The sequence below is a fragment of the Mycobacterium sp. RTGN4 genome (genome assembly GCF_033804635.1).
Classification (GTDB): Bacteria; Actinomycetota; Actinomycetes; order Mycobacteriales; family Mycobacteriaceae; genus Mycobacterium.
Window position 1 is genome coordinate 402,233 of the sequence record NZ_JAPZLB010000002.1, and the last position, 19,832, is coordinate 422,064.

Annotated in this window: 19 protein-coding genes; 5 read left to right on the plus strand and 14 right to left on the minus strand. The window is 67.1% G+C overall.

Going from position 1 to position 19,832, the window contains the following annotated elements; genetic code table 11:
- Positions 1 to 12: 12 nt before the first annotated feature.
- Genes SLQ30_RS05875 through SLQ30_RS05885 form a run of 3 tightly spaced genes read right to left on the minus strand, consistent with a single transcriptional unit; the run spans position 13 to position 2,666 of the window.
- Positions 13 to 936: an NmrA family NAD(P)-binding protein gene (locus SLQ30_RS05875; RefSeq protein WP_319447501.1), complete on the minus strand. Its 924-nt coding sequence runs from the start codon at positions 934 to 936 to the stop codon at positions 13 to 15.
- Between the two features lie 25 nt (positions 937 to 961).
- On the minus strand, positions 962 to 1,813 hold the full coding sequence (locus SLQ30_RS05880) for an alpha/beta hydrolase (protein ID WP_319447500.1): 852 nt from the start codon (positions 1,811 to 1,813) through the stop codon (positions 962 to 964).
- Positions 1,794 to 2,666, minus strand: a complete 873-nt coding sequence (locus tag SLQ30_RS05885; RefSeq protein ID WP_319447499.1) for an oxidoreductase — start codon at positions 2,664 to 2,666, stop codon at positions 1,794 to 1,796. Before SLQ30_RS05885 ends, SLQ30_RS05880 begins: the two co-directional genes overlap by 20 nt.
- Before the next feature lie 106 nt (positions 2,667 to 2,772).
- On the opposite strand from SLQ30_RS05885, the gene SLQ30_RS05890 reads away from it, so the two are divergent.
- On the plus strand, positions 2,773 to 3,351 hold the full coding sequence (locus SLQ30_RS05890) for a TetR/AcrR family transcriptional regulator (RefSeq protein ID WP_319447498.1): 579 nt from the start codon (positions 2,773 to 2,775) through the stop codon (positions 3,349 to 3,351).
- A gap of 9 nt (positions 3,352 to 3,360) precedes the next feature.
- The gene (locus SLQ30_RS05895) at positions 3,361 to 4,071 is read left to right on the plus strand and encodes a DUF6199 family natural product biosynthesis protein (protein WP_319447497.1); all 711 of its coding nucleotides are present in this window, start codon (positions 3,361 to 3,363) and stop codon (positions 4,069 to 4,071) included.
- 4 nt (positions 4,072 to 4,075) lie between these two features.
- On the opposite strand, the gene SLQ30_RS05900 is transcribed toward SLQ30_RS05895, so the two are convergent.
- The 3 genes from SLQ30_RS05900 to SLQ30_RS05910 form a co-directional block, all read right to left on the minus strand.
- The gene (locus SLQ30_RS05900) at positions 4,076 to 4,297 is read right to left on the minus strand and encodes a hypothetical protein (RefSeq protein ID WP_319447496.1); all 222 of its coding nucleotides are present in this window, start codon (positions 4,295 to 4,297) and stop codon (positions 4,076 to 4,078) included.
- Between the two features lie 109 nt (positions 4,298 to 4,406).
- The gene (locus SLQ30_RS05905; protein WP_319447495.1) at positions 4,407 to 5,879 is read right to left on the minus strand and encodes an aldehyde dehydrogenase; all 1,473 of its coding nucleotides are present in this window, start codon (positions 5,877 to 5,879) and stop codon (positions 4,407 to 4,409) included.
- Positions 5,880 to 5,934: 55 nt separating this feature from the next.
- Positions 5,935 to 6,699 (minus strand): class I SAM-dependent methyltransferase, encoded by a 765-nt coding sequence (locus SLQ30_RS05910; protein WP_319447494.1) that lies wholly within the window; start codon positions 6,697 to 6,699, stop codon positions 5,935 to 5,937.
- Between the two features lie 36 nt (positions 6,700 to 6,735).
- Between SLQ30_RS05910 and SLQ30_RS05915 the strand changes: the two genes are divergently transcribed.
- Entirely contained in the window at positions 6,736 to 7,896 is a 1,161-nt protein-coding gene (locus SLQ30_RS05915; RefSeq protein ID WP_319447493.1) for a glycosyltransferase family 4 protein, read from the plus strand.
- Here SLQ30_RS05915 and SLQ30_RS05920 read toward each other — a convergent pair.
- The gene (locus SLQ30_RS05920; RefSeq protein WP_319447492.1) at positions 7,893 to 9,491 is read right to left on the minus strand and encodes an HNH endonuclease signature motif containing protein; all 1,599 of its coding nucleotides are present in this window, start codon (positions 9,489 to 9,491) and stop codon (positions 7,893 to 7,895) included. The two genes, SLQ30_RS05915 and SLQ30_RS05920, sit on opposite strands and share 4 nt — an antisense overlap.
- A 156-nt stretch (positions 9,492 to 9,647) precedes the next feature.
- Positions 9,648 to 11,009: an MmgE/PrpD family protein gene (locus tag SLQ30_RS05925; protein ID WP_319447491.1), complete on the minus strand. Its 1,362-nt coding sequence runs from the start codon at positions 11,007 to 11,009 to the stop codon at positions 9,648 to 9,650.
- Positions 11,010 to 11,059: 50 nt separating this feature from the next.
- Between SLQ30_RS05925 and SLQ30_RS05930 the strand changes: the two genes are divergently transcribed.
- Positions 11,060 to 12,445: an MmgE/PrpD family protein gene (locus SLQ30_RS05930; protein ID WP_319447490.1), complete on the plus strand. Its 1,386-nt coding sequence runs from the start codon at positions 11,060 to 11,062 to the stop codon at positions 12,443 to 12,445.
- On the opposite strand, the gene SLQ30_RS05935 is transcribed toward SLQ30_RS05930, so the two are convergent.
- The 5 genes from SLQ30_RS05935 to SLQ30_RS05955 all read right to left on the minus strand — a co-directional run bounded on the left by SLQ30_RS05935 (position 12,439) and on the right by SLQ30_RS05955 (position 17,705).
- Positions 12,439 to 13,134 carry an SDR family NAD(P)-dependent oxidoreductase gene (locus SLQ30_RS05935; RefSeq protein WP_319447489.1) on the minus strand — a complete coding sequence of 232 codons (696 nt, stop codon included), beginning with the start codon at positions 13,132 to 13,134 and terminating at the stop codon, positions 12,439 to 12,441. The two genes, SLQ30_RS05930 and SLQ30_RS05935, sit on opposite strands and share 7 nt — an antisense overlap.
- Positions 13,127 to 14,512 carry an MmgE/PrpD family protein gene (locus tag SLQ30_RS05940; protein ID WP_319447488.1) on the minus strand — a complete coding sequence of 462 codons (1,386 nt, stop codon included), beginning with the start codon at positions 14,510 to 14,512 and terminating at the stop codon, positions 13,127 to 13,129. Before SLQ30_RS05940 ends, SLQ30_RS05935 begins: the two co-directional genes overlap by 8 nt.
- Complete coding sequence (locus SLQ30_RS05945) at positions 14,509 to 15,501, minus strand: tripartite tricarboxylate transporter substrate-binding protein (protein ID WP_319447487.1); 993 nt, start codon at positions 15,499 to 15,501, stop codon at positions 14,509 to 14,511. Before SLQ30_RS05945 ends, SLQ30_RS05940 begins: the two co-directional genes overlap by 4 nt.
- Before the next feature lie 64 nt (positions 15,502 to 15,565).
- The gene (locus SLQ30_RS05950; protein ID WP_319447486.1) at positions 15,566 to 17,080 is read right to left on the minus strand and encodes a tripartite tricarboxylate transporter permease; all 1,515 of its coding nucleotides are present in this window, start codon (positions 17,078 to 17,080) and stop codon (positions 15,566 to 15,568) included.
- Positions 17,081 to 17,117: 37 nt separating this feature from the next.
- The gene (locus tag SLQ30_RS05955) at positions 17,118 to 17,705 is read right to left on the minus strand and encodes a tripartite tricarboxylate transporter TctB family protein (protein WP_319447485.1); all 588 of its coding nucleotides are present in this window, start codon (positions 17,703 to 17,705) and stop codon (positions 17,118 to 17,120) included.
- Positions 17,706 to 17,848: 143 nt separating this feature from the next.
- Here SLQ30_RS05955 and SLQ30_RS05960 point away from each other — a divergent pair, with 143 nt between their 5' ends.
- Positions 17,849 to 18,637, plus strand: a complete 789-nt coding sequence (locus tag SLQ30_RS05960; protein WP_319447484.1) for an IclR family transcriptional regulator — start codon at positions 17,849 to 17,851, stop codon at positions 18,635 to 18,637.
- Here the strand turns inward: SLQ30_RS05960 and SLQ30_RS05965 are convergent.
- Entirely contained in the window at positions 18,634 to 19,815 is a 1,182-nt protein-coding gene (locus SLQ30_RS05965; RefSeq protein WP_319447483.1) for an MFS transporter, read from the minus strand. The two genes, SLQ30_RS05960 and SLQ30_RS05965, sit on opposite strands and share 4 nt — an antisense overlap.
- Between the last annotated feature and the right edge of the window lie 17 nt (positions 19,816 to 19,832).

Sequence of the window (19,832 nt, forward strand, 5' to 3'; positions counted from 1 at the left end):
CCGCTCGAGGTGCTACGCGGCGGTTTCGGAGAATGCATCGCGGTGTTCCCGCACGAAGTCGACGAACCGGGCAGGCGGGTGCCCGAGCGCCGTGGCGAGGGTGTCGGCGTCAGGTGTTATGCGTGGTGCCGCACCACCGGCGAATGCTCCACCGATGATCGAGATGTGTTGCGCCATAGCCCTGTTCACGGGGGAGTCGTCGGTCTCCGCCCGCGCCTCCAGCTGCGCCCGCCAGGCTTCAGGTGAGATGGATTGGTAGCGGACGTACCGGCCGGTCTCCTCGGAGATGATGCGCGCGACGTCGGAGTGGCTGAGCGCTTCGGCCGCGGGCGGGTAGCTGATGGCCGGAGCGCTAGGCGCCGGTTTGAGCAGTTCCGCCACCGCGAGTTCGGCGGCGTCGCAACCACCGATCCATGGAGCCCTGCCTTCACCAAAGCTGTTGGCGATCGTCGCGTCCGCCCGGATCGTGCCGCCGTGCAACGTGAGCACGTTCTCGTGAAAGAGCCCCGCGACGCGCAAGATGGTCGGGTTGAGGCCGGCCCAAATCAGCACCTCTTCGGCGACGGCCTGCGCCTGACCCAACTTGCTGGGACTGCCGTGCGCCGAGGCGGCCATCGACATCACGACGACGTGCACTGGCCGCGCGGCGTCGACGAGCACCGACGCGAGATTGGTCGCCGCCGGAATCACCCCTGCGGCAATGGGATAGGTGAAGTAGACCGCGGCCACACCGTCGACCGCATCCACCAGCGAGCGGCGGTCGTGTAGGTCGCCGATGACGGTAGTGGCGCCGCGCTGTCTCAGCGCCGCGGCCCGTTCGTCGTCGGCCCGGGTGAGCACCCGGACGTGACGGCCGGTCGCGAGTAATTCGTCGACCACGGCGCTACCGGTGCGGCCGTGGCGGCCGGTGGCCCCGATGACAAGTACGTTGTCCATTGCGGTTCTTTCGTTTGAGTCGCCGTCAGGCGGCGAGGAAGTTGGCGACCTCGGTAGCGAAGGCCCGCGCGTGCTGGAACAGGAACGCGTGGCCGGCGTCGCTATAGAGCACCAGGGTGGCCGTGTCGAGGTGTTGCACAGCCACGTAGGAGGCCAGCGCGGGGATCATCACGTCGTGAATGCCGTTGGCGTACAGCACCGGTTGCTTGATGTCCTCCAAAGTCGAGCGCACTTCGTCGAACGGGACCGACAGGATCTTGCCGACCGCCACGAGTTGACCCGTCGCGGCTTCCTCGGATACCGCAGGGCCACCATTGGCGAGCCGGGTGGAAACCTTGGCCAGGTGCTGGCGGCCCGCGAGTCGAGCGGCGTCGGTTTCGGGATAGAACAGGTAGAGCAGATCGTTCGCGTCCGCCTCGGGTTTGGCCATGATGCGCAGCACTTCCTGGCTCATATCCGGCTGCCCCGGCACCGGCCCGACCGGTGCGCTACCCGCCACGACAAGTCTGCGGACGAGGTCGCGGCGACGGTGCGCCACCGCCTGCGCCACGATGCCGCCGAGTGACCAGCCCAGCAGGTCAACCGTAGGCACGCCGAGTGCTTCGATGAATTCGACTGCACCATCGGCGAATCCGTCCAACGAGTCACGGGGTTGTCCGGTGGAGTAGCCGATGCCGACGTTGTCGAACACGATCACGTCGTGGTCGGCGGCGAGATAGTCGATGAACTCCGGGTCCCACCAATCGATGGTGCCGCGGAAACGGTTCAGCAGCACGAGCGGGACGCCGCCGCGCGGGCCCACCCGCCGATAGGTGAACCGGGCCGAGGGTCCTTCAACGGTGAGGTCTTCGGCAGTATCAGCGAGGTAGGCGCTCACGAGCGGTCTCCTTCTTCGAGGTGCGGTCTCCTCCGGCCCGGAGGGGCAGCTTGTTGAACTTGCGAATCTGCTTGTCGAACATCCGAGCTGGCACCAGCCGGCGCACGGTGGCGAGGTTGCGCGCCCGCGGGCTGGCGGGGTAGCGCAGTTTGGGCGCGGTATCGGTGGCCGCCGCAACGATGGCCGCGGCGACCAGGGCGGGGTCGTCGCCGTCGTTCACCGCTTCGGCCACCACGTCGCCGACGAGCCGACGGCTCGATGCGTAGGCCTCGAGCGGACGGTCGGCTTGTGCGGTGTTGTCGTCGAAACCCGTTCTGGTTCCTGCCGGTTCGACGAGCACCGCCCGGACTCCGAACTCACGGATTTCGTGGTCGACGGACTCGGTGTAGCCCTCGATCGCGTGTTTGGTCGCGGCATAGGTCGCCATGAACGGCGCGGGGATGAGGCCGAAGATCGACGAGACGTTGATGATCCGTCCATGGTGTTGGGCGCGCATGTGCGGCAGCACGGACTTGGTCATCCGCATGACGCCGAACACGTTGATGTCGAAGATCTGCTGGTCCTGCGTCAGGGAGGTTTCCTCGGTGGCACCGGCCAAACCCACCCCGGCGTTGTTCACCAGCACGTCGATCCGCCCGAATCGCGCGATCACACGCCGCACCGTCTCGTCGACCGACTCGGCACTGCGCACGTCGAGATCCATCAACGTGACACCCGCGGGTGGCTCGATTCCCGCTGTGCGGCGGCCTGTTCCGACGACGTCGTAGCCCGCCTTCGTGAGCGCGGCCGCAGCAAGTCGACCGATGCCTACGGTGGCACCGGTGACCAGTGCCACCGGTCGAGTTGTTGTCATGGGAACTCCCAATCCGTCATTGAAGTATGATCGTAATATAATCAGACCGACCAGAGGATGGCAAGCTCGGTCTTCACACGGGCAGAGCGCATGGGGAGGAGATGCGATGAGGTACGGAAGCGAACAGAAGCAAGCCACCAGGCAGCGGATCATCGAGACCGCAGGGCGCCGGTTCAAGAAGGACGGCATCGACGGGTCGGGAATCGCCACACTGATGGCCGACGCCGGGCTGACCAACGGTGCCTTCTACGCCCACTTCGCCTCGAAGCAGGACCTGGTGGCTGCCGCGGTGTCCGAGCAGCTGAGTCGACAAAACGACAACTTCGGGGCGTTGGCGACCGAACCCGACGGCCTGGAAAGGCTTGTCCGCGCTTACCTTTCGAAGCAACACCGGGACAATCCCGAGCAGGGCTGCCCCTCGGCGGCGCTGCTCGATGAGCTCGGCCGCTGCGCAGACGTCACCAAGCAGGCCTACACCGACGGGGTACTGCCGGGCATCGATGCTATTGCGGCTCGACTCGCTCCGAAGGATCCGCAGTCGGCGCGGGTGAGGGTGCTGAACGTCTTCGCGATGATGGTCGGCACACTGCAGCTATCCCGTGCCCTGGTCGATCCTGTGCTCGCCGACGAGCTTCTGGAGCAAGGTGTCCAGGACGCGCTCACGTTGTTGGGCGTGCGCCCCTAGGCTGAAGGCATGGGGCTGGGAATAGTGGTGCTGCTCATCGGCATACCGATCGGGTTGCTGATGATCTTCAAGCCGCGCGAGGTGTGGCATGCCACCGAGGGGTGGAAGTTCCGGAATCCTGAGGCCAATGAGCCAAGCGGTGCCGCCTATCTGCTCGGCGGGTTGGGAACCATCACATGCACGCTCCTGCTCGCCATGCTCGCGTTCAGCAAGCCCGACTCGGCCGAATCGGCGACCAAGACCACGCCGATGCCGACCTATCCGTCCTTCACCTACTCGCCGCCGCCGCCCACCGCGTTCATGCCACCGCCCGTCATGACCCGCGGTGCCCTGAACATGATCGGCTACCTCACCAATCCCGGGCCCGATGGGAGCCTGATCGCGACGGTGTACTTCTGGGCGCCCGAGGTCGCGTCGCGGGTCCCGGCAGGCGAACCGCCGCCCCCGGCGCCGTGCGAGCTGGCACCGGACGTCAAGGGCGCAGGAACTGACCACGTCACGGTGGACGTCGTCTTGGCATGGTCTCCGAAGACGACGTCCAGTCTCAGCATGAACAGCGACTGCAACGCCAACGGGCGCGGTCACCAAGTCCGACGGTCCTACGTCGTCGGACCGGTGTCGTCGTCGGCGAAGCTGTTCACCAGCCAGCCGGAAGCGGACACGCCGTTGCCCAGGTTGGCCGAGGCGCCCGGTCCGCTTGGCGACCCCGCGCCCGCGTGACGAACTAGCCCGCAGTCTCGAGTGCGGCCAGCGCCGCCGCGACGGCGAAGAACTTGTTGGCGCCCAACTGGCGCACCGTCTTGATGCCGAACGCATCCGCGAGGTGCTTCGCGTCCGCGTCGGTCACTCCAGCCAGCGCGGCCGGGGACGCGTCGAGAATCTCCTTGAGCGACTTGCTCTCGTAAGCCTTGTCGAGTGCCTTGTCCAGGTCGACCGATACCGCCATGAGTTCCTCCTGAGCTAGATGCGTAAATGCCAGCGGGCGCCAAACGTATTCGGCCACCCTGTCAACAAGGTGTGAAGACGTTGGACGCCCGCTGGCTATCCGATCGGGGTTACTCCGGCGTGTAGCCGAACGGCAGCAGCACGCTCTTGGCCTGCGTGTACTGCTCGATGCCCTCGGGCCCGTTCTCGCGGCCGATGCCGGAGTTCTTGTAGCCGCCGAATGGCGCGCCGGGATCGAAGGCGTACATGTTGACCGCGTAGGTGCCGGTGCGAATCTGCGCCGCGATCTTCATCGCCTTGTCGTTGTCGCTGGTGAACACCGACCCGGCCAGGCCGTAGACGGAGTCATTGGCGATCCGCACGGCGTCTTCCTCGGTGTCGTAGGGAATCACCGCCAGCACGGGGCCGAAGATCTCTTCCTGCGCGATCGTCATCGAGTTGTCGACGTCGGCGAACAACGTCGGCTCGATGAACCAGCCGCTGTCGAGGCCTTCGGGACGCCCGCCGCCGGTCACCAATCGTGCACCCTCCTCGACGCCCTTCTTGATGTAGGCCTCGACGCGCTCGCGCTGCTTCTCGCTGATCAGCGATCCGATCATCGCGCCCGGATTGTCGGGCAGTCCGACGGGCATGTTTTTGACAGCTTCCCCGAGTTTTTCTACGACCTCGTCGTAGCGCGAGCGGGGCGCCAGGATGCGGGTCTGCGCGACGCACGCCTGCCCGGTGTTCATCAGCCCGGAGAAGACGAGCATCGGCAACGTGGCGTCCAGGTCGGCGTCCTCGAGGATGATGGCCGCCGACTTGCCGCCCAGCTCCAACGAACACGGCTTGAGCTTCTCGGCGGCGATCTTGGCGATCTCCTTGCCGACCGCGCTGGACCCGGTGAACGTGAACTTGTCGATCTCCGGGTTGGCGGTCAGTGCGCGGCCTGTATCCGGGCCACCGGGTACCACCGAGAGCACGCCCTCGGGAAGCCCCGCCTCGGCGAAGATGTCGGCCATCGCGAACAACGACAGCGGCGTCTCGGCGGCCGGTTTCACCACGATGGTGCAGCCCGCCAGTAGCGCGGGTCCGAGCTTGTTGGCGGCCAGGAAGAACGGCACGTTCCACGCCGTCACCGCGGCGACGACGCCGATCGGCTCGCGCAGCACCATCGTCGTGCCGTACACGCCGTCGCGGAAGTCGCGCCAGGTGAACTTGTCGGCCGCGCCCGCGAAGTACTGGAACGACGACATTGCGGCGCCGTACTGCATCATGTCGACGATCGTCGGCGGCTGGCCCGTCTCGGCGGCCAGCAGGAACTTCAGCTCGTCGGCCCGCTCTTCCAAGATCTTGACGGCGCGGCCCAAAATCTCGGCGCGCTCGGCGGGCGACAGGTGCGGCCAGGGGCCCTCATCGAAGGCCTTGCGGGCGGCGGCGCACGCGGCGTCGACGTCGGCCGGGGCAGCCAGCGGCACCTTGCCGACCAGTTCACCGGTGGCGGGCGAGTGCACTTCGATGACGTCCGACGTCGAGGGCTCGACCCACTTGCCGCCGATGAACAGCTTGTCCCACTCGGTCTTGAAGGCGGTGCTCTGTGTCATGAGCGTCACATTACCCACCGAACGGCCAAACGAGAACCTGTTGCAGTTCAATGGTTCACGACGGCTGCAACACCAGCACCAGATTGCTCACCGTGAATTCACGGAGCACCGGAACACGGGCCATCCACCAGGCCCATCGTGGGTGGTAGCGGGGGAATGCGGCGACCAGCGCACCGGTGCTGGCGGCCCATTCGAGGCCGTCGGCGGCAGTGACCGCAAACAACGACGAGCCGTAGTCATTCTTCGGTCGATGGCCGTGCTTGCGCGCATACCGATCGGCCGCGCGGCGGCCCCCAAAGTAGTGCGTCAACCCCATTTCGTGCCCGCCGAAGGGGCCGAGCCAGACCGTGTACGACAGCACCACCAGCCCGCCGGGCCGGGTGACGCGGAGCATTTCCCGACCAAGCAGCCACGGCTGCGCGACGTGCTCGGCCACGTTCGAGGACAGGCAGATGTCGACGCTGTCGGCGGCGAAGGGCAGCGCCATGCCCGAGGCCCGGACGAATGTGCCCGCGCCTGGCTCGCCGGCCGGTCCGGCATGCAGCTCGGCAGGGTTGGGCTCGACGCCGACGTAGTTAAGTCCGGCGTCGTCGAACGCGGTGGCGAAGTACCCGGGGCCGCCGCCGACGTCGAGCAGCGTGCGGCTCGTAGGCGCGGTGCCGTGCAGCGCCGTCCACAAGGAGGTGACCAGAGCGACGGTGTCGTCGGCCAGCGCTCCGTAGAACCGTGCGGGGTCGCGCTGCTCGAACCGGAACTCTCCGAGTAAGCGCAGCGACCGGGCCAGCGTGGCCTGCCGTGCGAAGACGTCGGTGGCGGTCACCCCGGCAACTCTAAACAGCCAGCTACGCTGGACCGGATGTCTGCTCGCCCGGTCCGGTCCGTCCTGCTGTTGTGCTGGCGTGACACTGGTCATCCGCAAGGCGGCGGCAGCGAGGCCTACCTGCAGCGCATCGGCAGTCAGTTGGCTGCCGACGGCATTGCGGTGACGCTGCGCACGGCCCGGTATCCGGGTTCGCCCCGCCGGGAGGTCGTCGACGGCGTCGACGTGAGCCGCGCGGGCGGCCCCTACTCCGTGTACGTGTTGGCGATGTTCGCGATGCTGCTCGCCAGGGTCGGGCTCGGACCGTTGGGGCGCACGCGTCCCGACGTCGTGGTCGACACTCAGAATGGGCTGCCGTTCATGGCTCGGTTGGTGTTCGGTCGCCGGACCGTCGTGCTCGTGCACCATTGCCACCGTGATCTGTGGCCGGTCGCCGGGTGGATGTTCAGTCGGGTGGGTTGGTTCGTCGAATCGGTCGTGTCGCCGCGGCTGCACCGGAGCAACCAGTACGTGACGGTTTCGCTGCCTTCGGCGCGCGATCTCGTCGAACTGGGGGTGAGCACCGACCGCATCGCGGTGGTCGGCAACGGACTGGACGAGGCGCCGGCCCACACGTTGACCGAGCCGCGTTCGAGCACCCCACGAGTGGCAGTGCTGTCAAGGTTGGTGCCGCACAAGCAGATCGAACATGCCCTCGATGCCATCGCCGGGCTGCGCACCCAGCTGCCCGAGCTGCACCTCGACGTCATCGGAGCGGGTTGGTGGGCGGAGCGGCTCGTCGAGCATGCGGCGCTGCTCGGTATCTCGGACGCGGTGACCTTTCACGGCCATGTCGACGACGAGACCAAACATCGTGTGCTGCAACGATCCTGGGTGCACGTCCTGCCTTCGCACAAGGAGGGTTGGGGGTTGGCGGTCACCGAGGCGGCCCAGCATGCGGTGCCGACCATCGGTTACCGGTCGTCGGGCGGCCTGACGGACTCGGTCATGGACGGCGTGACGGGACTGCTCGTCGATAACTATGGCGAACTGGTCGACGCGCTGGAGCGGTTGCTGACCGATGACGTGCTCTGCGCTCAGCTCGGCGCCAAGGCGCAGGTCCGAAGTGCCGAGTTCTCTTGGCGCCAAAGCGCAGTAGCCATGCGGACGGTGCTGCAGTCGGTGGCTTCAGGCGAGCGGATCAGCGGCGTCGTCTAGGCCTCATTCGCCTGGGCGTTGAGTCGGCGTTCGTGGTCGATGCGCCGTCGCCGGTCTTGGGTTCTGGTGGTTTTGCGTTTGGGCATGGTGAGGCCTGCGGTGTGTTTGGCCGGTGGTGTGCCGGTCACCGTGAATTCCGCAGTGGGGGTGCAGAGTTCGGGGAACAGTAGTCGGCTGCCGGGGTGGGTGGTGGCGGTGTGGCCATCGGGATCGGTCCAGCGCACGGTGCCATCGGGTGACTGTTGGTCGTGCCAGCCGGGCCAGAACGTTTTCAATAAATGATGTTCGCGGCATAGACATTTCAGGTTCGACGCGCACGTCGGCCCGTAGGGCCAGGGGATGGTGTGGTCGATGTCGGCGAGGGTGGCGGGTTTGGTGCAGCCGGGAAACCGACACGTCAGGTCGCGGCAACGGACGAATTCGGCGAGTTTCTTCGACGGCCGGTAGCCCGGTTCGGGTGGGGCTTGGCCGGGGTGGGCGAGTGTGGTGAGGGTGGCGTGGAAGGCGGCCTGGGCGGCGATGGGGGCGGGCAGTACCGCGCCGCCGAGGATCACGGCCGGCGGTGCGGCCGGGCACTGGCCGCGGTCGGCGTCCAGGGCGGCGCCCAGCCCTGAGAGGGTGTAGCTCGACCAGGGTTTGGGCAGCAGGGGCGGCGGGTCACCGACCAGGGCCCGACGTTGGGTTACCAAGTCACCCACTGGCGGTGAGGCGGGCTCGGGTTCGGTGGGTGGCTTTGGATCGGCCGGTGGCTTGGGGTCGAGGGGTGGCTCGGGGTCGGTGCTTGTGTCGAGGGCGTCGGGGCGGGCGATGACGTGGATGACGACCCCGCCGCCGGCGGGTTTGGAGGCTGCCTGGCAGTCGGGCTGTTCGCACAGACACGGCAGCCGGTCCCACCCGAAACCCAACGCCCCCACTGCGGCGGCGCGGCGCTGATCGAGGGTGCGGGGGTCGCGGTCGCAGACGGTGCCCGCGAGCGCGTGCAGGCGTTGGTCGAAGGCCTTGCCGTCGGTGGCCACCACGGTGCCCGACAGATGCGCGATGCCGGTGGAGTCCTCGACATAGACGTCGACGCTGCAGCCCCGGCTGGTGGCTTCGGTGCGGTGCACCCCGTCCGGATCGTGCGTGAGCACCAGGGCGTCGATGGTGCGCTCGGCCTCACACACCGACATCGCCCCACGGTGGCGCAGTTCGGCGGCCAACTCGGCGTCTAGCGCGCGCAGGGCGTCGGGGTCGCGGACCAGGGTGGTGCGGGTACAGATGGCGTGCACCAGCCGGTAGGAGATCAGTCCCTCGGCGAACAGTGCGGCGACTTGGGGCAGCCGTTCGCGCAAGGTGACCGCATCCATCAAGAGTCCGGAGGCGACGCCGCTGGTGACCTGGTGGGCGGCCCCGATCTGTGCACAGACCGCGGCCCAGTTGTCGAGGCGCCATTGGTCGCGTTCGGCGGATCCGTCGGCGGCATACGCGGCGGCGAGCATGTCGGCCATCGCGGCGAGTCGGGCGGCGCAGGCGGCGTTCTCCAACCGGGCACAGGCCCGGACGCGGTCACCGGGGGACCGGGCCGCGGTGATGAGGGTCAGGATCGGTTCGAACACACTTTCGAAGGTAATTGCCGCCATGCCGTCCGGCCACGGATCCGGCCACCCCGAATCCGGATCTGTGGATGAAACCCAGACTGTGGATGAAATCGAGCCGGGAGCCCGAAAGTGTCAGTGGGACATGCTAAGTGAACTGGCCGTAGTGGAAGCGGACTACGGCACGGTGAGTTCGAGCAGGCCTGCGAGGTCGGCGAATTGCTCGAGCCCCCAGCAGACACGCGCCAGTTCGAGCGCCCGTTCGGAGCCGAGTACCGGCGCGGCGAGTGCGACGAACTTGTCCTCGAGTTGGCCGTCGGACATCGGGTTGTCCGGGGTGCCGAGGTTGTGCGCAACGTGGCGCGCGAGCGACCGCCCGTCGTGCAAGTTCAGCACCACGCGCGCAGAGTCCTTGGTCTGCTCGGGATCGACGTGGACGGCGACGATTTCGCGCAACGCGAAGAGCGCCGGGTCGGCGACGCGGTCGTCGGTGAACTGCGCCAGCGACGCGGCGCCGTCGGCGAGTGCCACGGCCAGCACGTGGTAGATGCTGAACTTGCCCTGAAGTCCGGTGCGCGGTTCGGTCAGTCCGGTCGTCGTCTTCACGTAGTCGTGCACGTAGGCGTCCACCGACGTGACGTCATCGGCGGTCAGATGATGCTCGGCGCGCAGCTCGAGCAGAGCCTGCGCAGCCGGATGGGTCAGCGATCCGCATGCGTACGGCTTGAACCCGTCGCGGGGCAGGTACCACGTCTCGCCGAGTCCTTCGACGGCACGCCACGGCGCGGGATCGGGTGAGAACAGGTGGAGGAATCCGCGGTGACCCTCGACGGGTTCGGCGCTGGAGGTGAAGCCGTCGCGGGCGAGGAATCCCGACAGCAGCCCGTCCATCGCAGCCTTGCCAGGATGCAGGGACTTACCCATCGACCCGTAAACCACCTTCATGCCCGCGCTCTGCGTGGCACCGGTGCCGAGTGCCGCTAGCGTCTGGTCCGCCGAAAGCCCGAGCAGGCGTGCCGTTGCGACCGCGGCACCGATGTGGCCGACGGTGCCCGTCACATGCCAGCCGACGTCGTAGTGACCGGCACCTGCGGCGACCGCCACGCGCGTCTGCACTTCGAAGCCTGCGACGAATGCTGCGATCGCGGCCTTGCCGGTGACGGGCAGGAGCTCGGATGCGGCGGCGATCGCCGGCCACAGCGGAGCACTGCCGTGGATCGTTGTGCGGTCGGGGTTGAACGTGTCGTCGAAGTCCAGCACGTGTGCTGCGATCCCGTTGGCCAGCGCCGCGTATCCGGCCGAGGCGCGTTGCCGGGTGCCGACGATGGTGGCGGTGCGGGAACCGTCGCCAGGGTCGAGTGCGCCGAGCCCCGTACGGACCAGCGCGGCCTCCGCGGTGGCGGAACCCGCCAGGGTGCAACCGAGCCAGTCCACAAGGCACCGGACCGCCTGATGGACGACCTGGGCAGGCAGGTCCTCGGTCCGCAGGCCCGCCGCGAACGCGGCAAGCTCCGCGCTTACCGGGAATGCTCCAGTCACGGATCCACCTAAGTCTGTAATACGGACAGCACTTCTGTTATACAGAATGAATGGCAGCTACGGAGGCGAACTCGGAAAACTACGACGACAGGACGTCCGCCGAAACGCGCACGCTCCTCGAATTCGTCAGGCACACCGCCGCTGCCGACCTGCCGGCGGCTGTGCTGCACGAGAGCGCCCGCTGCCTGCTCGACCATCTCGGCCTCGCCATTGCGGGTGCGTCGGAACCCGCCGCCAGGATCGTCCGCGAGCAGGCCCTGATCCTCGGCGGAGAGCCGCAGGCCAGAGCGCTCGGGACCACCGCGCGGCTCCGCGTCACCGACGCCGCATTGGTCAATGGAATCGCTTGCCACGCTTTGGATTTCGACGATACACACGTGCCGACGATCCTGCACCCGACCACCCCGCTCTACGCCGCGGGTACTGCGCTCGCCGAGTGGTTGGGTACCGGCGCCCTCGACCTGCTGGCCGCGCACGCCCTTGGCTACGAACTCGCCGCGCGGGCCAGCAACGCGCTGTACCCGGAGCACTACGACGCGGGATGGCACATGACTGGAACCACCGGAGCGCTGGCGTCGGCGACGGTCGCCGTCCGACTGCTCGGGCTGGGCGAGCGGAAGGCCACGCACTGCCTCAGCATCGCGGCCACGCAGGCCGCCGGGCACCGGGAACAGTTCGGCACGATGACCAAGCCGTTCCACGCGGGGCACGCCGCGCAGGCCGGAGTCTGGGCGGGCCTGCTCGCGAATGGCGGATTCACCGGCGCACCCGATCCGCTGCAGGGCAGGCGCGGCATGTTCGCCGTGATGTCGTCGGCCAGCACCCAGGCCGACCTCGTCGACGGGCTCGGCGAGAAGTGGCAGATCTTTGACAACGGCGTGAAGCCGTACGCCTGCGGCGTGGTCATTCACCCTGCGATCGATGCCGTACGCGACCTGGCCGCGCGCAAGGGCCTGTCCGCCGATCGGATTCGGTCGATCAAGCTGAGGGTCCACCCGCTGGTGCTCGAGCTCACCGGAAAGACTGATCCGAGAACGGGTCTCGAGGGCAAGTTCTCCGTCACGTTCGCCTGCGCGATCGGCCTGCTGCGCGGCCGCGCCGGTGAGGCCGAGTTCTCCGACGCGCTGGTCGTCGATCCCGCGGTTCGGGCCGTAATGGGACTCATTGAGGTGACGGCGGATCCGGACGTCCCGCACACCCAGGCCGGCGCGACCGCACTGACCGACGACGGCAACATCGTCGAGACCTGGGTCGACGACGCCCGCGGAACGCCCGGCAATCGGTTGTCCGACGACGAGTTGCGGGACAAGTTCTTCGGTTTGGTCGACGAGGCGATCGGCCACGAGCGCGCAGAACGGTTGGCAGACACCACGTTCGGACTCGCGGGCAGCGGTGACGTTGAGGCGTTGCTGGCGCTTACCGTCCCCGGTCAGTAGGCCCGCGACACAGCTACCTCGGAGCCGTCGCAGTCCACGTGGACGACGGTTCCGGTCACCTCGGTCGGTTCGACCGTCAGCCGGGCCACCTGCTCGGCGATCTCGTCACGGCAACGGTCCAGATTGGCTCCCGCGCAATCGATTCCGGGGGATACGGCGTTGACGGCGACCCCGTCGGCCCGCAATGAGGCCGACAAGGCGCGGGTGAGCCCGAGCAGGGCGTACTTGGCCGACGACACGTGCACCCGCTTCGGGTCGCCGTCCAGCGCGTTGCGGCCGAGGATGTTGACCACCCGACCGCCTGGCACCAGGGTCGGCAGCGCGCTCCGAATGCACAGGAACGCGCCATCGAGCGTGACGGAATGGACTGCGTGCCAATCTTCCTCGGTGATATCGGCAAACGACGAGCGCGGCCGGTAGGAAGCGTTGTTCACGACCACCCGCACCCTGCCGTGCTCCGCGATGGCGTCGAACATGCTGCGCACCGCGGCCGCATCCGCGATGTCTGCGGGCGCGCTGAAGGCCTGTCCGCCTGCTGATTCGATAGCGGCCACCACGGCCTCGGCGTTGTCTGCGCGGGAACGGGTGTTCACCGCGATCGTCAGCCCGGAACGGCCGAGCCGTGCGGCGATGACGGCACCGAGTCCGCTGCCTGCACCAGTAACGAGGGCGATACCGGGGTCAGGCATCGTCGAGCGGCACCGTCTGCACGAGCAGCGCTGACACGTCTGCCAATTCGTCGATGTGCCAACAGGTGTGCAACAACGTCTCGGCGCGCTCGGCGCCGAGCACCGGGGTGACCAGCTCGCGGAACTTGAAGCTCAGTTCGGCGTCATCCAGGGGCGCCGCCGGGGTGCCACGGTTGCCCCGCACCTCGGTCGTCAGCGTGCGCCCGGAGGTCAGCACGAGTTCGACGTCGGCGTCCTGCTTTCCCAATGCCGGGTCGGTGACCACCTTCACGCGCTCGCGAAGGTCGACGACGTCGGGTCGGGTCAAGATCGGGTCGCCCAACTCCTCGGTGCCGACGCGGCGGAAGGTGACGGCGGCAGCGGCGCAGTGCCGAAGACTGAACTTGGCCTGCATTCGGGTGGCGGGACGGGGCAGGTCGGTGAAGCGGGCGGCGGGCGGCGAGACCCTGATGTCGATGACGCTGACCTCGTCGGGCCCTACGTCCTCGGCGGTGACCAGTGCGATCACGCCGTCGATCATGGGGTGGGTCAACGACCCACTCGGATAGAGCTTGTGCCCGTTGGACGGCAGGTTCCAGGTCTCACCGAGGCCGGTGCTGAGCCTGCCGGGAGCGGGCTCAGCGCTCATCACCGCGAGGTACCCGAAGTCACCTTCCAGCGCCTTGGCACTTGCCGTCAGTCGCTGCTCGACGAGGGCGGCCGCCAGCACGCCGTCCATGGCGGCCTTGGCGGGATGCATGCTCTTCAAGTCACTGCCCGCCATCACGCGCAGGCCCGACGCCTGCGTGGCGCCCGCGGCAATCGCGTGTTCGACCTGCTCGGCCTGCAGGCCCATCGTGCGGGCTGCGGCGGCCGCGGCGCCGACGTGACCGGACGTGCCCGTGACGTGCCATCCTGCGTCGTAGTGGCTCTGGCCCGCAGCGTGCGCGACCCGCGTCTCCACCTCGAAGCCAAGGGCGAACGTCGCGAGCGCGGCCTTGCCGGTAACCGGCCGGGTGTCGGGGGCGGTGTCGGCGACGGCGAGGATGGCGGGCCAGACCGAACAACTCCCGTGCACGGTGGTGCCCGGTGGGTTGTAGACGTCGTCGAGGTCGAGCACATGGGACGCGAACGCGTTGAGGAATGCGGCGTAGGGAGCCGATACCCGCATGCGGGTACCGACTACCGTTGCGCTGCTGCCATTTTCGCTCGGCGTGAAGGCATTTCTGGCCCGCCGCGTGGCGTCGTCCGTGGATCCGGCGACCGTCACCGCGATGTGGTCGACGAGTGCGCGCCGCGCGGCGTGGAGCACCGCTTCGGGGATCCGGTCGCCGTCGTGCTCTGCGACGAATCGCGCCAGCAGTGAGGTGTGATCGGGTTCGAGAGAGACAGAGCTCACTGATCCTTCCTCAGACCCAGCCCCGCAAGCAGGCCGCCGACGATGTCGGTCTGCTCCTTGAGGTAGCTGGTGAACTTGTCGTCCTGGAAGTTTTGGGTGACGAGGCCGTTGTCCTTGGCGATGGTCTTCCAGCCGTCGGTCTCGACCATCTTGGTGAGGTCGTCCTGGTAGCCCTGTACCGAGTCGGCAGGCATGTCGGGTGCGCCCATCACCGCGCGGAACTGAACGGGCACCTTGGCCGAGTCGATCCCCTGCTCGGTGGTGGTGGAGACGTCCGGAAAGGTATCCAGGCGCTGATCGCCGACCACTGCGATGACCTTGAGTTGCCCGGCCTTCACCTGCTCGGTGACGTCGGATGCGCTGCCCAGCATGATGTTTGCGTCGTTGCGTAGAAGGGCGGTGATGCGCGATCCGGTGTCCTCGAAAGAAAGGAACTTCCACTTGGCACCGAGCGTGTCCTGAAGGACCAGTCGGGTCAGCGCGTCGTTCGCGGTGCTCGAGCCGCCGGCCTGGACGAGGGTGTCAGGTGACTGCTTGGCCTGGGCGACGAAGTCGGAGAACGAGTTGAGCGGAGATTTCGCATTCGTCACGATCACTTGAGGTTCGGTGGCGACCAGCGCGATTGGCGTCAGCATGTCGAGCCCGACTTTGGCGTTGGCGACCGTCATCGGCGTGGCCAACCAGGTCGGGGTCACCTGAGCGAGCAAGCCCGCGTTGCCCTTTCGGTCGATCATGTACGACATCGCACCAATTGAGTCACCCGCTGGAACGTTGCGCACGGGCCATTGCGTCGGGATGATCTTGTTGTCGTACATCACCTTGATCATCTGGCGGGTGAACACGTCGGACCCGCCGCCAACTGCGTTGTGCGTCACCACCTCTACGGGCCCGGACTTCCCTCCGCCCGATCCGGAGCCGCTACATGCTGCGACGCCGAGCAGCGCGAGGATTGCGATCGCGATGGTGAGGACTTTCCTGAATCGGATCATGAGTGTGCCTACTTTCTGTTACGAGCCGACTGGTGGGAGCTGAAATTGCCTGTGGGGTATGGCTTCAGGCGTCGACGTCGACGAGTTGTTCGCGCACCTTCCGCGTCTTGCGGCCGAAGCCGAGTACCGCCAGCAGCAGCACCGCGAGCCCGATGAGCACCGCAGAGATGGGCCGTTCGAGGTAGATCATCGGGCTGTTGTCCGAGAGCAGCAGCGACTGCCGGATGGCGTTCTCCGCGATCGGGCCCAGCACGAACGCCAGAACCAGTGGCGCGGGCGGGATGTCGAGCTTCCTCATCACGTAGCCAAGCAGTCCGAAGACCGCAAGCAGGCCGACATCGAACATCGAGAAGTTCACGCTGTAGACGCCGACGACCGAGATCAACAGGATCGCGGGGTAGAGCACTTTGTACGGCGTATTGAGCAGCTTCGCGAAGAGCGGCACCATCGGAAGGTTCATGATCACCAGCACGACGTTGCCCAGGTACATGCTCGCGATGATCGGCCAGACCACGTCCGCGTGTTCGTGGAACAGCAGCGGGCCAGGGTTGAGCCCGTAGAGCACCAGGGCGCCGAGAAGTACTGCGCCCGTGCCCGAACCGGGGATGCCCATGGTCAGCAGCGGCACCATCGCGCCACCGGTCTCGGAGTTGTTCGCGGCTTCCGGGGCGGCCACGCCCTCGATGGAGCCCTTCCCGAATTCCTCCGGGTGTCGCGACGTCTTCTTGGCGATGATGTAGGAGACGAACGAGGCCACGGTGGAACCGGCGCCCGGCAGGATGCCGATGACGAAGCCGACGATGCCGCCCTGCAGCATGGCGGGCGTGGCCTGCTTGATGTCCTTCATGGACGGCAGCAGCTCGCGGATCTTGTTGGGCACCTTGAAGAGTTGCTTCTCGGTCTTCTCCTCGATGTTCACCAGAACCTCGCCGATCGCGAAGATGCCGACCGACAATGCGATGAATTCGACGCCGCCGGCCAACTCGATCTGGCCGCCGGTGAAGCGCTGCTCACCCGAGAACAGGTCGGTGCCGATGGTGGCGAGGAACAACCCGATGAACATCGAGATGAACCCCTTCAGCATCGAGTCGCCGGCCAGCATGATCACCAGCAGGAGCGCGAACAGCATCAGTGCCGAGTACTCGGGGGGACCGAAGTTCACTGCGAGGTCGGCGGCGATCGGGGCCAGAAACGTCAGGCCGATGACGCCGATGGTGCCGGCGACGAACGAGGCGATGGCCGCGATGCCCAACGCCGGTCCTGCCCGCCCCTGCTTGGCCATTTCGTAGCCGTCGATGCAGGTGACGACTGACGACGACTCGCCGGGGATGTTCAACAGGATGGACGTGGTCGACCCGCCGTACTTGGCGCCGTAGTAGATGCCCGCCATCATGATGAGCCCGGTCGCCGGTTCGAAACCGGTGGCCAACGGCAGCAGGATGGCGATGGTGGCAGGCGGGCCCAGCCCGGGCAGGATGCCGACCAGGGTGCCGAGCAGGCAGCCGACGACCAGCCACAGCAGGTTGGTCGGTGTGAAGGCGGCCTCCAGGCCCGACAGCAGGCCATCGATCGCGTTCACTGGTCTCCTTCAGCCCGTAGCAAAGCGCCAAATCGGTTCACCGCCATAGGGTTCCTTCCGGGAGTTGCACCTCGAGCAGAATCTCGAAGAGCACGTACATGCCGGGTGGCACCAGGATCAGCGCCACGATCGACGGAATCGAACGGATGCGTTCGATGACCACGATGATCAGGAACACCAGCACCTCGCCCGCGATCAGGAATCCGAACGGTTCGATCAGTGCAATGCAAACCACCAGCGCCAGCCACACCACCACAGCCCTGCCCATGCCGGCCCTGGACAGCGAAAGCGTGGGCACGTCACCGCTTTTGGCCCGCGGGCCCCAGAGCCAGACGGCTGAGAGTGCAAGGCCGAGTCCGATGAGCCCGATGGTCAGTAGTGCCGGAAGATAACCCGGCCCTGGCTCGCCGTTGCTGCCCTTGAACGCGAGTTCCGTCAGGCTGCGGTAAAGCAGCCAGGTCCCGAGTGCGGCGATCACCAGCCCGAGCGCAACGTGGACGCGCTGCGTCAGCCGGACGTCGGCAGGGTCGGGGGCAGGCTTGGGGTCGGGAGCGGGCTCGGCTGGTTCGGAAACAGGTCCGTCGTCAAGGGCGGACACAGCAGGCCGGTCGGTGTCACTGGCCATTCAGACCTCTTCGCTGGATGTCTTGAGAATGGAAACATCTTCTGGTCATAAGAAAACCTAGGGTTCGAGCGCGGGTGTGTCAAGCGTCACTTTCACAGGCTCAAGCCGGTTCTTTCTCAGCGAACGCTCGGTACTCTTCTTCTATGCAGACACCTCGACCGGAGAGCGAAACCGGGCCGGCGTATCCGATCTCCTCGGTGAACAACGCCCTCCTTTTGCTGCTGCTGTTTCGCGAGCAGCCGCGGGTGCGCCTCACCGATGCGTGCAAATACCTGGGGGTTGCCCACTCGACTGCCCACCGACTGCTCGCGATGCTCGCTCACCACGGGTTCGTCCAGCAGGAGCCCGTCACTCGCGCGTACGTCGCCGGGCCCGCCCTCGTCGAGGTGGGGCTTGCCGTCGTGGGTTCGCTGAACGTCCGCGAGCAGGCTCGTCCGGCGATGGAAGAACTCAACACCGAACTCGACGAGACGGTGCACCTTGGCGTGCTGGAGGGCAATCAGGTCCGCTACGTCGACGCCGTCGAGTCTGAACGCGCCCTGCGGGTGGTGGCTCGTACCGGCACCCTGGTGCCTGCCCATTGCACGTCGCTGGGCAAGGCACTGCTGTCGCAGATGACGGATCAGCAAGTGGCCGAGCTCTATCCGACCACCGCGGAACCGTTTCCCGCGCGCACGGCCCGTTCGATCACCACCCTGGAAGCGTTGATGAAGGAGCTTGCGAAGGCCAGGAATCGCGGGTATGCGGTCAACTTCGGGGAGACCGAAGACGACGTGGGCTCCGTGGCCGTCGCCTTCCGTGACTTCGCAGGGCGACTTGCCGCCATCGCCGTGGCCGCCCCATCCAGTCGCTTGAACGCACAACGGATTTCACGCGTCGGCGAGTTGATGATCGCCACGCTCGCCAAGGCGCCGGAGTCGCCGCGCCGCTAGTCGTCCGGTGCTCCTCGGGCCCCGACCGCGCCGGAGGCGGCGGTCGCGAACATGACGACGGCGAGAAGGACGAAGGCGCTCTGTACGCCCAACCATCCCGAGACGACGCCCGCGACCGCGAGAATGATCGTCTGCCCAAGGCGATTCGTCGCGAGCCGAAGGCCAAGTGCGGATCCTCTGCTGGTGTCGTCGACGAGGTTCACCACCCAGTCCATGGTGGTGGTTTGCGACAGGCCCAGCGCGAACCCCAGGATCGACATCGCGACGATCATCGGCGCCAGGGCGTCACTCAGCGCGAGCACCACCAGACAGCACGCAGCGACCGTCGTTGCGAGCACGGTCAGCCGTAGCGTCGGAATCCGCCGCACGAATATCGGCGTCGCGGCACGCGCCAGCAGCGCGCCGGTCGAGCTGATGCCGAGCAGGATGCCGACCTGGGTAGGGGCCAGTCCGATCGCGGCGCCAAGCAGGGGCATGTACACGAGTAGTAGGTCGATGCCGCTCTTCGCGGAGAAACTCGTCATCAGCGCGGCGGGCATCCCCCGTCTGCGCAGTAACTGCCACACGCGCTCCGCGCGGCCCGTCCGCACCGTCGAGCGTGCGATCCTGGTGCGCCAGGCGAGTAGCGCCGGCGGAAGGCCCGCGAGGAAGACCCAGGCCGCGACGAAGAGCGCCGACGACGTCGCGCCGAGGCTGGGTTTTTCGGAGTGGCCGATGATCACGCCACCGAGCACCGGCCCCACGATCTGACCGAGCGCCGACACCGTGGTCAGGGTGCCGAACCGGTTGATGCGTGCCAGTGAGCTGTGGGCCTGGGCCATGATGCTCTGCGCACCGATGGTTCCCGACATGTGTCCGATGCCGAGCGTGGTGGTCGCGAGCGCGATCGCCGGAATCGGCTCTGCGACGACGAGCGCGAACGACGAGCCGGCTGCGACGACCAGGCCGAGACCGAGAAGGATTGCGGGGTGGTGCTTCTCGGCCCAACGCCCGAAGCCGACGGCAAGCAGCATGGGCGGAACGGCGAAGCACGCCGCGGTCAGGCCGAGGGTGGTGCCGTCAGCGCCCAGTGCCAGCAGTCGGTAGGTCGATACCGGTCGCGCGAGGGTGACCGCCACCTGCAGTGCGAAGATGCTGACGACGGTGCCGACGAGCCACCACGGCGGGACGCGGGCCACGCGCAACGCGCGCGTGG

What these genes read in the sequence shown, in the direction of transcription:
- SLQ30_RS05875 (WP_319447501.1), bottom strand. Translation starts at nt 936, where the DNA reads ATGGACAACGTACTTGTCATCGGGGCCACCGGCCGCCACGGCCGCACC.
- SLQ30_RS05885 (WP_319447499.1), bottom strand. Translation starts at nt 2,666, where the DNA reads ATGACAACAACTCGACCGGTGGCACTGGTCACCGGTGCCACCGTAGGC.
- SLQ30_RS05890 (WP_319447498.1), top strand. Translation starts at nt 2,773, where the DNA reads ATGAGGTACGGAAGCGAACAGAAGCAAGCCACCAGGCAGCGGATCATC.
- SLQ30_RS05895 (WP_319447497.1), top strand. Translation starts at nt 3,361, where the DNA reads ATGGGGCTGGGAATAGTGGTGCTGCTCATCGGCATACCGATCGGGTTG.
- SLQ30_RS05900 (WP_319447496.1), bottom strand. Translation starts at nt 4,297, where the DNA reads ATGGCGGTATCGGTCGACCTGGACAAGGCACTCGACAAGGCTTACGAG.
- SLQ30_RS05905 (WP_319447495.1), bottom strand. Translation starts at nt 5,879, where the DNA reads ATGACACAGAGCACCGCCTTCAAGACCGAGTGGGACAAGCTGTTCATC.
- SLQ30_RS05915 (WP_319447493.1), top strand. Translation starts at nt 6,736, where the DNA reads ATGTCTGCTCGCCCGGTCCGGTCCGTCCTGCTGTTGTGCTGGCGTGAC.
- SLQ30_RS05930 (WP_319447490.1), top strand. Translation starts at nt 11,060, where the DNA reads ATGGCAGCTACGGAGGCGAACTCGGAAAACTACGACGACAGGACGTCC.
- SLQ30_RS05935 (WP_319447489.1), bottom strand. Translation starts at nt 13,134, where the DNA reads ATGCCTGACCCCGGTATCGCCCTCGTTACTGGTGCAGGCAGCGGACTC.
- SLQ30_RS05945 (WP_319447487.1), bottom strand. Translation starts at nt 15,501, where the DNA reads ATGATCCGATTCAGGAAAGTCCTCACCATCGCGATCGCAATCCTCGCG.
- SLQ30_RS05955 (WP_319447485.1), bottom strand. Translation starts at nt 17,705, where the DNA reads ATGGCCAGTGACACCGACCGGCCTGCTGTGTCCGCCCTTGACGACGGA.
- SLQ30_RS05960 (WP_319447484.1), top strand. Translation starts at nt 17,849, where the DNA reads ATGCAGACACCTCGACCGGAGAGCGAAACCGGGCCGGCGTATCCGATC.